The 13,067-nt window shown below is 69.5% G+C and carries 10 protein-coding genes; 7 read left to right on the top strand and 3 right to left on the bottom strand.

Annotated features, from left to right (window positions below; genetic code table 11):
- Window positions 1–200 precede the first annotated feature (200 nt).
- The 6 genes from ACTWQN_RS04310 to ACTWQN_RS04285 all read left to right on the top strand — a co-directional run bounded on the left by ACTWQN_RS04310 (window position 201) and on the right by ACTWQN_RS04285 (window position 9,443).
- Entirely contained in the window at window positions 201–1,373 is a 1,173-nt protein-coding gene (locus ACTWQN_RS04310) for an acyl-CoA dehydrogenase family protein (protein ID WP_443201981.1), read from the top strand.
- A complete protein-coding gene (locus tag ACTWQN_RS04305) occupies window positions 1,370–2,515 on the top strand; it encodes an acetyl-CoA acetyltransferase (RefSeq protein WP_443201980.1) in 1,146 nt (381 codons plus the stop codon). The genes ACTWQN_RS04310 and ACTWQN_RS04305 overlap by 4 nt, the downstream gene beginning before the upstream one ends.
- A 3-nt stretch (window positions 2,516–2,518) precedes the next feature.
- The gene (locus ACTWQN_RS04300) at window positions 2,519–2,911 is read left to right on the top strand and encodes a Zn-ribbon domain-containing OB-fold protein (protein ID WP_443201979.1); all 393 of its coding nucleotides are present in this window, start codon (window positions 2,519–2,521) and stop codon (window positions 2,909–2,911) included.
- On the top strand, window positions 2,908–5,019 hold the full coding sequence (locus tag ACTWQN_RS04295; RefSeq protein ID WP_443201978.1) for an acetate--CoA ligase family protein: 2,112 nt from the start codon (window positions 2,908–2,910) through the stop codon (window positions 5,017–5,019). The genes ACTWQN_RS04300 and ACTWQN_RS04295 overlap by 4 nt, the downstream gene beginning before the upstream one ends.
- Window positions 5,020–5,207: 188 nt before the next feature.
- On the top strand, window positions 5,208–7,718 hold the full coding sequence (locus ACTWQN_RS04290) for a M14 family zinc carboxypeptidase (RefSeq protein WP_443201977.1): 2,511 nt from the start codon (window positions 5,208–5,210) through the stop codon (window positions 7,716–7,718).
- A gap of 150 nt (window positions 7,719–7,868) precedes the next feature.
- Window positions 7,869–9,443, top strand: coding sequence for an alkaline phosphatase D family protein (locus tag ACTWQN_RS04285; protein WP_443201976.1), 1,575 nt, complete (start codon window positions 7,869–7,871; stop codon window positions 9,441–9,443).
- Between the two features lie 186 nt (window positions 9,444–9,629).
- Here the strand turns inward: ACTWQN_RS04285 and ACTWQN_RS04280 are convergent, their stop codons facing one another.
- Window positions 9,630–10,118 (bottom strand): SixA phosphatase family protein, encoded by a 489-nt coding sequence (locus tag ACTWQN_RS04280; protein WP_443201975.1) that lies wholly within the window; start codon window positions 10,116–10,118, stop codon window positions 9,630–9,632.
- 148 nt (window positions 10,119–10,266) lie between these two features.
- Between ACTWQN_RS04280 and ACTWQN_RS04275 the strand changes: the two genes are divergently transcribed.
- A complete protein-coding gene (locus tag ACTWQN_RS04275) occupies window positions 10,267–11,940 on the top strand; it encodes an acyl-CoA dehydrogenase family protein (protein ID WP_443201974.1) in 1,674 nt (557 codons plus the stop codon).
- 62 nt (window positions 11,941–12,002) lie between these two features.
- On the opposite strand, the gene ACTWQN_RS04270 is transcribed toward ACTWQN_RS04275, so the two are convergent.
- Together ACTWQN_RS04270 and ACTWQN_RS04265 are read right to left on the bottom strand one after the other, a co-directional pair.
- Window positions 12,003–12,533 carry a GNAT family N-acetyltransferase gene (locus ACTWQN_RS04270; protein ID WP_443201973.1) on the bottom strand — a complete coding sequence of 177 codons (531 nt, stop codon included), beginning with the start codon at window positions 12,531–12,533 and terminating at the stop codon, window positions 12,003–12,005.
- Between the two features lie 24 nt (window positions 12,534–12,557).
- Window positions 12,558–13,058 carry a GNAT family N-acetyltransferase gene (locus ACTWQN_RS04265; RefSeq protein ID WP_443201972.1) on the bottom strand — a complete coding sequence of 167 codons (501 nt, stop codon included), beginning with the start codon at window positions 13,056–13,058 and terminating at the stop codon, window positions 12,558–12,560.
- Window positions 13,059–13,067 lie beyond the last annotated feature (9 nt).

The raw sequence follows: 13,067 nt of genomic DNA, 5'->3' as shown, positions 1-13,067 counted from the left end.
GGCACCCGTGCCCAACTTACTTGGTCACGGGTGCCCCTCACCCCGGTCCGAGTACTGGGATCACATTCTAGAACCGGGCGTAGCGTGTGTTGGTGTACCACGGTCGGACGATAGGCGTGGGGAGCAGCGGTCAATAGAGTTCGGTTCTAGAAAGTCATCGCACTGCCGGGCAGCGCGGCCTGAGTCGGGAGGACTTCGCGATGGTCGACTTCGCACTCAGCGAAGAGGAACGCCAGATCCGTGACACCGTCCGCAGCTTCATCACCAGGGAGGTGCGGCCGTTGGAGGACGAGGTGCTGCGCAACGAGCGCGCGGGCAAACCGTCGGTGGACCCGGACGTGCTGCGCGAGTTGCAGCTCAAGGCGAAGAAGGCCGGTTTCTGGGGCGTCAACACGCCCGAGGAGTACGGCGGGATGAACCTCGGCGCGGTCATGTCGGCGATCCTGGCGATGGAGACCGGCCGCACCTTCGTGCCGTTCGCCTTCGGCGGCAGCGCCGACAACATCCTCTACGCGGGCAATCCGGAGCAGCAGCAGCGCTACCTCATCCCGACCATCGAGGGCCAGCGCCGATCCTGCTTCGCCATCACCGAACCCGGCGCGGGATCGGACGCGCGCAACATCCGCACCCGCGCGGTCCGCGACGGCGGTGACTGGGTGATCAACGGGGAGAAGATCTTCATCACCGGCGGCAACGAAGCCGACTTCGTGATGGTCTTCGCCGTCACCGACCCGGACGCCAGCACCGACAACGGTGTCACCTGCTTCCTGGTCGATCGGGACATGGGCTGGAAGTCCGAGCCGATCCCGACGATGGGGCAGTGGGGCCCGGCGTCGCTGGTGTTCGAGGACGTGCGGGTACCGGCCGAGAACGTGCTCGGCGAGATCGGCCGCGGTTTTCCGCTGGCACTGCGCTGGATCGGCCAGGGCCGGTACATGATCCCGGCGCGGGCGATCGGCGCGGCGGAGCGGATGCTGCAGATGGCCATCGACTACGCCAAGATCCGCCACTCGATGGGCCGCCCCATCGCCGAGTACCAGGCGATCCAGTGGCAGATCGCGGACTCGCAGGTGGAGATCGAGTCCACCAAGTGGCTGACCCTGCACGCCGCCTGGCGGGTGCAGCAGGGCATGGACGCGCGGCACTGGTCGTCGATCGCCAAACTGCACGGCGCCGGGATGGCCAACCAGGTCGTCGACCGGGTGCTGCAGATCCACGGCGGCATGGGCTACACGCGCGAACTGCCCATCGAGCGCTGGTACCGCGAGCTTCGGCTGTTGCGGATCTACGAGGGCACCGACGAGATCCAGCGCCGCACCATCGCCCGCAACCTGCTCAAGGGCCACGTCCGGCTGGGAGGTATCGCCGAATGACACGGCGTCGAGCGGCCATCGTCGGGGTGGCCGAATCCGAGTTGGGCAAGACGCCGCACCTGACCGTGCTGTCCCAGCAGGCGCAGGCGACCAAGGCGGCGTTGGCGGAGGCCGGATTGCAGCGCGACGACGTCGACGCGCTGTTCGTCGCGGGCGGTTGGTCCTGGGCCCCGGCGCTGGCCCTGGCCGAATACCTCGGCATGCGACCGGAATATCTGGACGGCACCAACATCGGTGGGTCGTCGTTCGAGGCGCACCTCGGCCACGCGACGGCCGCGATCGAGGCGGGCGTGATCGACGTCGCGGTGATCGCCTACGGCAGCACCCAGCGCAGCGACCGGTCCCGCAACCAGTCGCGCCCGGCGACGCTGGCCGAGCAGTTCGAGCGGCCGTACGGCCTGCCGACACCGGTCGGCGCGTATGCGCTGGCGGCCAACCGGTACCTGCACGAATACGCGGCGACCAGCGAACAACTCGCCCGGGTCGCGGTATCCACAAGGGAATGGGCGCGGCTGAATCCCAAGGCGTACTACCGAGATCCGCTGACCGTGGACGAGGTGCTGGCCTCGCCGATGATCTGCGAGCCGCTGCACAAGCTGGACTGCTGCCTGGTCACCGATGGTGGCGGCGCGCTGGTCGTCGCCGCCGAGGACCGGTGGCCCGAGCTGGTCACCAGACCGGTGGTCGTGCTCGGCCACGGCGAGTCGACCACGCACAACACCATCGCGAACATGCCGGATCTGACCGTCACCGCGGCGGCCCGCTCCGGCCCGGCGGCGCTGCGGATGGCCGGGGTCGGGCACGACGACATCGACGTGCTGGAGATCTACGACTCGTTCACCATCACCGTGCTGCTGACCCTGGAATCGCTCGGGTTCTGCAAACCCGGCGAAGCTGGCACGTTCGTCGAAGGTGGTCGCACCGCGCCGGGCGGCGAGCTGCCGATGAACACCAACGGCGGCGGCCTGTCCTACACGCATCCGGGGATGTACGGGATCTTCCTGCTGATCGAGGCGACCCGGCAGTTGCGGCACGAATTCGCCGGAACGCCAAGGCAAGTGGACGGCGCCGAACTGGCGCTGGCGCACGGCACCGGCGGGGTGCTGTCGTCGACGTCGACCATCGTGCTGGGAAGGGGCTGACCAGTGGTGCAGATCATCCAGGACGCCGAGACGCGCCCGTTCTGGGACGGCATCGCCGCCGGTGAATTGCGGTTGCAGCGCTGCACCGACTGCGGATCGGCGATCTTCTACCCGCGCTCGGTGTGCCCGAACTGCTTCGGCGACCAGATCGAGTGGTTCACCGCGACCGGCCGCGGCACGGTCTACTCCTACACGGTCGCGCACCGCGCGTTCGGCGAGTTCGCCGAGCAGGCGCCGTTCACCGTCGCGCTGGTCGACCTGGACGAAGGGCCGCGGATGATGACCCGCGTCGTCGACGGCGACCAGGTGCGCATCGGGGACCGGGTCGAGTTGGTGATCGCCAGGCTCGGTGCGGATTCCCCCGAGGTGCCCTGCTTCCGGGTGGTCGGGCGGTGACCGCGGCGGCGGTGCGGGCGCTGTTCAACCCCCGTTCCATCGCGCTGGTCGGCGCCACCGACAAGTCGGGCTGGTCGTTGGCGACCTTCGACAACCTGCGCGGCAACTCCTTCCCGGGGCCGGTTCACCTGGTCAACCCGCGCACCGAGGTGGTGCACGGCCAGCGCGCCTACCCGAGCCTGTCGGCGATCCCGGAGCCGGTCGACCTGGCGTACGTGATGGTGCCGACGCATGCCCTGCTGCCGGTTCTGCGGGAGGGCGCGGCGCTGGGCATCCGCTGCTACGTCGTGCTCACCGCCGGGTTCGGCGAGACCGGTGCCGAAGGGCTGCGGCTGGAACGGGAAGTGGCCGAATTCGCCCGCGATCACCAGCTGGTCGTGCTAGGCCCCAACGGCAACGGCTACATCAACGCGGCGGCGGGCATCACCCCGTACGGGCTGCCGATCCCCGCTCCGCTGCGCAGCGGTCCGATCGGGGTGGTGCTGCAGAGCGGGGCGTTGGCCAGCGCGGTGCTGAACTTCGCGCAGGCCCGCAACGTCGGCATCAGCCTGCTCACCTCGATGGGCAACGAGACGGTGCTGTCGGTGACCGACGTGATCGACTACCTGGTGGACGATCCGGCGACCGAGGTCATCGCGCTGTTCCTGGAACAGGTCCGCCGACCGGCGGAGTTCGCCCGCGTCGCCCGGCGTGCCGCGCGGGCCGGGAAGCCGATCGTGGCGTTGAAGATCGGCTCCAGCGAACTCGCCTCGCACACCGCCCAGGCGCACACCGGGGCGCTGGTCGGCGACGATGCGGTGGTCGACGCCGCGTTCCGGCAGCTCGGTGTGGTCCGGGTGCGCTCGCTGGAAGACTTGATCATCACCGCCGGGCTGCTGGCCTCGGTGGGGCGGCTTCCGGGGCGGCGCATCGGCGTGGTCACCCCATCCGGCGGCGCGTCGGAGATCATCGCGGACCGCGCCGCCGAGGAAGGGCTGGAACTTCCCGAGTTCGCGCCGCGAACCGTGGCGCGGTTGAAGGAGATCGTGCCGGAGTTCGCGACCGTGCAGAATCCGCTGGACGTGACCGGTTACGTGCTGATCGACCGGACGCTGCTGGGCCGCGCGTTGGAGGTGGTGGCCGACGATCCGGGCATCGACGCGGTGCTGCTGCTCACCGACCTGCCGAGGATTGCCCCACCGAACCCGGAGTTGAGCGTGCAGGCGTTCGCGGCGAACGCGCGTCGGATCCGCGGCGCGCCACGACCGGTCGCGGTGCTCGGCAACGTCTGCGCCGACGTCACCGAGTTCGGCCGGATGGTCCAGGAGAAGGCCGATTTTCCTTATGTCGCAGGAGGAATAGAACACGGCATGAGCGCGCTGGGTGCCGCGGTGCGCTGGTCGGAATCTCTGGAGTCCCATGTGGACATTCCGGAACCGGAACCGCTGGACGTGCGGGGTTCGGGCATCTGGGGTGAGCACCGGGCGGCGGCTCTGCTGTCCGAGCACGGGATTCCGGTGGTCCCATCCGAACTGGCGCCGGACGCGGATGCCGCGGTCGCCGCCGCCGAGCGGTTCGGTTATCCCGTGGTCCTCAAGGCGGTCGCCGACGGGTTGGGGCACAAGAGCGACATCGGTGGCGTGCGGCTGGGGCTGTCCGGTCCGGAGGACGTGCGCCGAGCGCACCAGGAGGTGTGCGCGACGCTGCGGGCGAGCGCGGCCAGCGGGATCAGCACGCTGGTGCAGCCGCAGCGCAGCGGCGGGGTGGAGCTCCTGGTGGGCGTCGTCCGCGACCCGGTGTGGGGGCTGACGATGGCGATCGGGCTCGGCGGTGTGTGGGTCGAGGTGCTGCGCGATTCGGCGCTGCGGCTGCTGCCGGTCGACCACCACCAGGTCCGGCAGGCACTGGGCGAACTTCGCGGCGCCGAGCTGCTGCGCGGGGCGCGTGGCGGCAAGCCAGCGGATCTGGACGCGGTTGCCGACGTCGTGGTGCGCATCGGTCAGCTCGCGATGGGCATCGGCGAGCGACTGGCAGCGCTGGAGGTGAATCCGCTGCTGGTGGACGGCAGCCGCGTCGAAGCCCTCGACGCCCTGGTGACCTGGCAGCAGCACGGCACTTCGCCCCGGTGAAGGTCAATTTCTCGTGAAATCGCACGACTCCTGTGCGAGCGCGCCAGTCGTCGCCCCCGGGGATGGCGAATATCCCACGAAATTGCGCTATCCCCCGAAGGAACCACCCGAGACCGTGCGGCGGTTGACTTTTCAACGGCCCGCTGATCAACTTTCGCTGCTTCGGAAACCAGTGATTGGCGGGCCGCATGGCGAAGGTTCGAAATCGCAGCAGATTCTCCTCCGGCGCGATCGCGCTGCTCACCGCGCTGCCGTTGCTCGTCGTGCCGACGGCGCACGCCGCGGCGAACACGTCCTGCGACCCGTTCACCGCGCCCGCGGTCGACGACTCGGTGCCGAAAGCACCTGACGTTCTAGGGATCGACCTGGGCGAACGGGACGTCACCACAGCGGAGTCCGACACCTACCTGCGGGCGATCTCCGACGCCAGTCCCAAGGTCGTCGACGGCGTGCTGGCCACCTCCACCCAGGGCCGCCCGCTGCGCTACGCGGTCGTCGGGCAGGAGAAGTGGGTGCGCCCGGGCGCGCTGGAAAACATCGGGCGGCAGCTCAACCGCCTCCGCGATCCGCACACGCCGGAACCGGTGGCCCAGCAGATCGTCCGCAACACCCCGGCCATCCTGTGGGTCGCCGGGAACGTCCACGGCGGCGAGGAGAGCGGTACGGACGCCGCGCTGCGGGTGCTCTACGAACTGGCCGCCCGCACCGACTGCACGTCGAGCACCATCCTCGACGATGCGATCGTCGTCGTCCTGCCGACGCAGAACCCCGACGGCCGGGAAGCCGACACCCGGCGCAACGCCAACGGGTTCGACATGAACCGGGACTGGTTCGCCCGCACCCAACCCGAAACCGACGGCAAACTCGAAAAGCTGCGCGAACTGCCGCCGCAGCTGTTCATCGACGCGCACGAGATGGGCAGCGAGGACTTCTTCTTCCCGCCCAACGCCGACCCCGTCTACCACGACATCGGCGAGACACCGCTGAACTGGGTCTACAACATGTACGGCCCGGCCATGCAGCAGGCCTTCGGCCGGTTCGGCATGCCCTACTTCAACGGCCGCTCCTACGACCTGATGTACATCGGCTACGGCGACACCGTGCCGCTGACCGGGTTCAACGCGGCCGGGATGACGTTCGAGAAGAACTCCGAGGACCCGACGCCCGAGCGGGTCGGCGAGCACTACACGGCGATCTGGGCGACGCTGATGGCCGCCGGGGCGCGCGATGACGACCTGCTCGCCGAGTGGCGAACCGAGCACCTCACGGCCTACCGGGAGGGCGTCGCCGGGGAGCTGGAACCGAACAAGCTCTACTGGAACGACGGCGAGATCTCCAACCCGGTGCCCGACATCAAGGTCAAGAACTACTTCCTGCGCACCGACGACCCGGCCAAGGCAACCGAGGTGCAGCGCCTCGCGCGTCGGCTCCAGCAGATGGACGTGGCGGTGCACCGCCTCGTCGCGCCGCTGGCGGTCCCGGACTACACCGAGTACGGCCGGTCCGCCCAGCAGACCGTGCTGCCCGCCGGGACGCTGTGGATTCCCATGGCGCAGGGCCAGAAGCACTGGGTGCAGGCGATGCTCAACGAGAACAGCTACGTGCCGTTCCCGTACTTCTACGACGTCACCGCCTGGAGCGGGCCGCTGCTGGAGAACATCAGCGGCGGCCACTCGGGAACCGACCTGCGGCCGCTGGCGATGCCGCTGCCGCAGCAGGCCGAACCGGCCGCGCAACCGCTCGCCAACGAGCCGCGGACGGCGGTCTGGCAGGTGTCGGCGACCGACAGCGACGCGATCGAGTCGTCCGGGTGGCTGCGCTGGTGGCTCGACGAGCAGGCAGGACTGGGTTTCGGTGACCTCACCGCCGCGCAGATCGGCTCCGGTGCGCTGTCCGACTACGACGTGCTGGTGGTGCCCAACGGATCGGATTCCGAGGCCGCTGACTCGCTCGGCGAGCAGGGGCAGACGGCGCTCACCGAGTGGGTGCGCGGCGGCGGAACGCTGATCACGCTGCGGGACAGCTCGCGGCTGGCCGCCCGCCTCGGGCTCACCTCGGCCACGTTCGCCGAACCGACCTCCGACATCCCGGGTGCGCTGATCCGGATGGAGCTGGACCCGAACAGCCCGCTGGCCGCCGGTGTCGGCCCGACCGCGTGGGGGATGTACGAGTACGACTCGGTGTGGACGGCCCCGGCGGAGTCCTCGGTGGCGCGCTTCCCGGACGCCGGCGATCCGGACTGGTACATCTCCGGTTTCGCCGAGGGAGCCGATCAGCTGCACGGCAAGAGCGCGGTCGTGGACGAGCAGGTCGGCAGCGGACGCGTCGTGCTCTTCGGCTTCGACCCGAACTACCGGGCGTTCACCGGCGGCACCGCGAAGCTGCTGTACAACGCCATGACCGGGCCGAGGCCCGAGAACGCGCCGCAGGCCGCCGCCCCGGCGGCGGGGTCGCAGGTGGTGTCGGCGGTGTCGAGCGCGGATCAGATGGTGATCAGCGTGCGCCCGGAGGCCGCCGAGCAGGTGCAGCGGCTGATCGCCGAGCACGGCGGGGTCGCCGACGTCATGCGCGGCGCGGATGTCGTGCGGTTCCGCATCGATCTCGGCGGGTTGGACGCCGACGAGCACCCGTGGGCGCGGCAGCTCGCCGACCAGGTCGCGGCGCTGCGGCAGAGCGTGGTGGCGATCAGCATGCCGTGACGCATGCGCGGACGCCGGGGTGATCTGGCGGGCAGGTTCGGGTTGCGGCTTGCCTGCCGTTCACCTCCGCGACGGTTGGTGGAGGCTTTTCGGATGCTCGCGGTGCGCAGGATCGCTTCGATTGTCCAAAGGTGGCCAAGGGAGTGACGGATGTCCGGAAAACTGAATCGCCGCAAGATGATGTTGGGGATCGGCGGCGCGAGCGCGGCAGCCGTGCTGCTGGGCACGGGAGCGTGGCGCACCGCCGCGGCCGATACCCGGCTGCGCGGCGGATACCCGTTCTCGCTGGGGGTCGCCTCCGGGGACCCGCTGCCCGACGGTGTGGTGCTCTGGACCCGGTTGGCGCCAGAGCCGCTGGCGGCCGACGGTTCCGGTGGCATGCCGGACCGGCCCGTGCAGGTGCGTTACGAGGTGGCCACCGACGAGCAGTTCCGCGACGTCGTGCGGCGTGGTGCGGCGACCGCGACGCCGGAGCTCGCCCACTCGGTGCACGCCGAGGTCTCCGGCCTCGAACCGGCTCGCGAGTACTTCTACCGGTTCCGCACCGGCAGTGAGCTCAGCCCGGTCGGCCGGACCAAGACCGCGCCCGCGGCGGGTGCCGCGCTGGCGTCGTTGTCCTTCGCGTTCGCGTCCTGCCAGCAGTGGAAGGCCGGTTTCTACACCGCCTACCAGCACATGGCGGCCGAGGACCTCGACCTCGTCGTGCACCTGGGCGACTACATCTACGAGGACGACCAGACGGCCAACAAGCGCGGCGTGGCGCTCGGCGACGAGTTCAAGCCGGAGACGGAAACCCTCGGCCGCTACCGGCTGCAGTACTCGCTGTTCAAGTCCGATCCGCACCTGCAGGCCGCGCACGCGCTGTTCCCGTGGGTGGTCACGATGGACGACCACGAGGTGGAGAACAACTGGGCCGACGAGATCTCCGAGAACAACGCGGACCCCGCGCTGTTCCGGCAGCGCCGGGCCGCGGCCTTCCAGGCGCTGTACGAGAACCAGCCGGTGCGCCGCTCGGCGATACCGCAGGGCCCGGACATCCGCCTGCACCGCCGGTTGCAGTTCGGCGACCTGGCCGACCTGACCATGATCGACACCCGCCAGTACCGCGACGACCAGCCCTGCGGCGACGGCACGGCGGTCGACTGCGCGGAGCGGCTGGACCCGAACCGCACGATTCTCGGCGCGCAGCAGCGCCAATGGCTGCTGGACGGCTTCGCCAACTCCCGGGCGCGCTGGCAGATCCTCGGCAACCAGGCCCCGATGGGCGAGACCGACCTCGACGCGGGCCCGGCGAAGGAGCTGTACATGGACCCGTGGGACGGCTACGTCGCGGACCGCAACGCGGTGCTCACCGGTGCGGTCGACCGCGGGGTGCGCAACCTGGTGGTGATCACCGGCGACCGGCACCAGAACTACGCCTGGGACCTGAAGAAGGACTTCGAAGACCCGAATTCGTCCACAGTGGCCAGTGAGTTCGTCGGCACTTCGATCACCAGCGGCGGCAACGGCGCGGACATGACCGACGACGGCCGCACCCTGCTCGCGGCCAACCCGCACATGAAGTTCTTCAATTCCCAACGCGGCTACGTCCGCTGCACGGTAACCCCGCAAACCTGGCGCAGCGACTACCGAGTCATCCCCTTCATCGAACAACCAGACGCCCCAGTCTCCACCCGAGCCACCTACGTCGTCGAACACAACCACCCAGGCGTCCAACCAGCCTGACTCCCAAGGTGAAGGGCACCTTTCACCAACTTACTGGGTAAAAGGTGCCCTTCACCCACCACCCAATTGGCGGAGAGTCGAAGCGGCGTCACCCGGATGTGGCACCGGATGTGGCAGGAGTGAAGGGCACCTTTGACCGGCATAGTCGGTCGAAGGTGCCCTTCACTCGTCGCTCGAATGGTGGGGTCAGGCGCGGGGTTTGGCGTAGGTGGCGTCGGTTGCCCAGGATTCGGCTGCGGTTGACCAGGGGGAGTCGCTGTGGAGCAGGGCGATCGCCGCCGTTTTGAGTTCGGCTGGTTCGCCGGTGAGCAGGTGGACGAGGTCTTCGAGGCCGGGGTTGTGGCCGACGATGGCGGCCGTCATGACCGAGGGCGGCAATTCGTGGATCACGTTGAGCAGTTCCCGGGCCGAGGCGGCGTAGATCCGGTCGTCGTAGCTGAGCGTGGGCTCGGCCGGGATCTCCGGGGCGACCAGCTCCCAGGTCTGACGGGTTCGAACGGCCGGGGAGCACAGCACGAGTTCGATCGCGGCGACGTGCTTGCGCAGCCATTCGCCCACCGCGGGTGCGTCGCGACGGCCGCGATCGGCCAGTGGGCGGTCCACGTCGTCGGCGTCGCCCGGCCAGGCCGACTTGGCGTGCCGGATCAGGACCAGTTTCCGCTGCGCATCGGTCATTTCTTCGTCGCCCCACCTGCTCGCCGTGACTGCCGGTTCCACGGTAAAGGTCCGGTGCGGCGACCGCCCGCATTGAGTCGCCGGACGACTCAGCGCGCCGTCGATTCCGTATTGGACAGCCCTGTGCGGCGGTGGAAATGTGCTGGACATGAACTTCGTCGACCTCGATCCGGCGCTGCGCCCGCTGCTGACCCGCTACGCCGACTCGATGGACCGCGTCGAACCGGTCCTGCGCGAGGTCGGCGAGGTGGCGGCCGGTGAACTGGACGAGCTGGCCGCGGTCGCGGAGATCAACCCGCCACGGCTGCGCCAGTACGACGCCAGCGGCGAGCGCATCGACGAGGTCGTCTACCACCCCGCCTACACCGAGATGTCGCGGCTGGCCTTCGAGCGGTTCGGCCTCGCCGCGATGTCGCACCGCGCGGGGGTGCTCGGCTGGCCGACGAAGGTCCCGCACGTGGTCAAGTACGGGCTGTCGTACGTGTTCGTGCAGGCCGAGTTCGGTTTGTTCTGCCCGGTTTCGATGACCGACTCGGCGGCGCGGGTGCTGCGCGAGTTCGGCGACGAATCGCTGTTCGCCGCCGAGATCGACGGCCTGAGCTCACCCCGGCTCGACTCGCTGCTGACCGGCGCGATGTTCATGACGGAGAAGCAGGGCGGCAGCGACGTCGGACAAACCGCGACCCGAGCCACCCCGAACGGTGCACATTGGACACTGCGCGGCCAGAAGTGGTTCGCCTCCAACGTGAACGCGGATGTGATCCTGACGCTGGCCCGAGTTCCCGGCGGCCCGGCAGGCACGAGGGGCCTCGGGCTGTTCATGGTGCCGAGGCTGCGCCCGGATGGCAGCCGCAACACCTACCGGATCGATCGGCTCAAGGACAAGCTGGGCAGCCGCTCGATGGCCAGCGGCGAGGTGACGTTGGAGGACTGCTACGCCCTGCCGGTCGGGGACCTGGCGCGCGGCTTCCGGCAGATGGCCGAGATGGTCAACGTGTCGCGGCTGTCCAACGCGATGCGCGCGGTGGCGTTGATGCGCCGTTCGCTGCACGAGTCGATCAGGCACACCCGGCAGCGGGTGGTGTTCGGCAAGCCGCTGTTCGACCAACCGTTGATGCGCCGGACCCTGCTGCCGATGATGCTGCACACCGAGGCGGGGCTCGGATTCGTCCTGGAGGCGGCGGCCACGCTGGACCGGGCGGACGCCGGGGACGCCGAGGCGCGTCGGCTGATCCGGGTGCTGACGCCGCTGGGCAAGTACCACCTGTGCAAGTTGGCGCGCGTGGTGACCGGCGAGGCGATGGAAATCCGCGGCGGCAACGGCTACATCGAGGACTGGGTCAACCCCCGGCTGGTGCGCGACGCGCACCTGGGCTCCATTTGGGAAGGTTCGAGCAACGTGATCGCGCTGGACGTGCTGCGCTGCATCCGCAAGGACAACGCGCACGAGCTGCTGGCCGACACCGCGCAGCACCGCCTGGAGCGCATCGGCGACGTCGATGTCGCCGCAGGTGCCGAACAGCTGCTGGCCGACGTGGCACGGCTGCGCGCCCTCGGCAAGTCGCTGCTGGCGGAAGGCGACGAGTACGCCCAGGCGATGTGCGGCGAGTTCACCACGCTCGCCGCGCACACGATCACGGCTGCCCTGCTTTTCGAGCAGGCCGACCACGAGGCGCGCACCGGCCTCGGCTACCGAAAGCTGTTGGTGGCCAACACATACCTCCACCACATCATGCGACCGTCAGACCGCGTCCCGGCAGCGCTGCGCTGGCTGGCGGAGCTAGCCGATGGCGGCGCGGTCCCAGCCGAAGCCGCCCGCTGACCAGCCGAACGTTCTTCCACGACGCGGCGCGGGTTCAAGGACAGGCGTTTGCCGCTGGTGCGTCAGGGTGTGGCGCTGGGGGTGATGGTCAGGCGCCAGCTGAGTTCGCCGTTGTGCCATTGGCCGGTGGGTTTGAGGCCGGTCGCCGTCGCCACCGCCGCCGATGCCCGGTGGTCCGGGTGGATGTGCGCGACGACGCCGCTCACCGGTTGGCGGCGCAGCCAGTCGACGAGGCCCCGCGCGGCTTCCTTCGCGATGCCCCGCCGCTGCCAGGCGGTGCCGACGATCCAGGCGATCTCGGCGATCGGTCCGTGCTCGCCGGGGGCGATCGTGGCCTGGACCGTACCGACCAGGCGCGCCTCGGCCAGCAGCCGGACCACCCAGTTGCACCAGGACACCGCGGGATCAGGTGCACCGGCGATGATCCGTTCGTACCGGGAACGCAACGTTTGCGCGGACAGCGGGGTACCGCCGATGAAGCCGTAAAGTTCCGGATCGGCCAGCACGTTCGACATCTCCGCGGCGTGGTCCACGCGAAGCGGTACCAGCCCGAGCCGCTCGGTCCGGATCACCTGCGGTCTGATGGTACTCACGCCGCCGCCTTTCGAATCTCAGCGCTACCGGGCACTGGCTTGCCGCAGCGGTTTTCGGAAGTGGATGAGCTGGTAGTGCCCTTCCGGGGTGCGGTGCGTCTCCTGGTAACCCAACCGCCGGTAGAGCCGCAGGTTCGCGGTGCTGTGCTCGCCGGTGAACAGGTTGATCACCCCGATCCGCGCGGGGAGGTGCCGCTCGACGTGCGCCAGCAGCCCGGTGCCGAGACCGTGGCCCTGCCGATCGGGAGCGACCACCAGGCGGCCCAGCCCGGCGGTCGTCTCGCCGAGTTCGACGCGGACCGCCGCGACGAGTCGGCCCGCCTCCCGGTAGCCCCAGGCCAGGCAGGACGGCCGGGCGAGCTGCGCGCGGATGTCGTCGAGGGTCTCGGTCAACGGCGGCATTCGAAGATCGTCGTGCGCCTGTGCCTCGGTGACGTAGGCGGCTCGCTGCAACGTCAGCACTTCACCGGCGTCGGTGGCGGTCAGGCGGACCGGGAGTGCGGTACCGCCAGCTGCGGGAGGCATCGACGATTC

The organism is Saccharopolyspora antiqui, from assembly GCF_052246905.1.
Lineage (GTDB): Bacteria > Actinomycetota > Actinomycetes > Mycobacteriales > Pseudonocardiaceae > Saccharopolyspora.
Note: the sequence above shows the minus strand (reverse complement) of the source record. Positions and strands in the feature narration are given on the sequence as shown.

Bases quoted from the DNA above. Each gene is read 5' to 3' on its own strand.
- ACTWQN_RS04310 (WP_443201981.1), top strand. From the start codon at position 201: ATGGTCGACTTCGCACTCAGCGAAGAGGAACGCCAGATCCGTGACACC.
- ACTWQN_RS04305 (WP_443201980.1), top strand. From the start codon at position 1,370: ATGACACGGCGTCGAGCGGCCATCGTCGGGGTGGCCGAATCCGAGTTG.
- ACTWQN_RS04290 (WP_443201977.1), top strand. From the start codon at position 5,208: ATGGCGAAGGTTCGAAATCGCAGCAGATTCTCCTCCGGCGCGATCGCG.
- ACTWQN_RS04285 (WP_443201976.1), top strand. From the start codon at position 7,869: ATGTCCGGAAAACTGAATCGCCGCAAGATGATGTTGGGGATCGGCGGC.
- ACTWQN_RS04280 (WP_443201975.1), bottom strand. From the start codon at position 10,118: ATGACCGATGCGCAGCGGAAACTGGTCCTGATCCGGCACGCCAAGTCG.
- ACTWQN_RS04275 (WP_443201974.1), top strand. From the start codon at position 10,267: ATGAACTTCGTCGACCTCGATCCGGCGCTGCGCCCGCTGCTGACCCGC.
- ACTWQN_RS04265 (WP_443201972.1), bottom strand. From the start codon at position 13,058: ATGCCTCCCGCAGCTGGCGGTACCGCACTCCCGGTCCGCCTGACCGCC.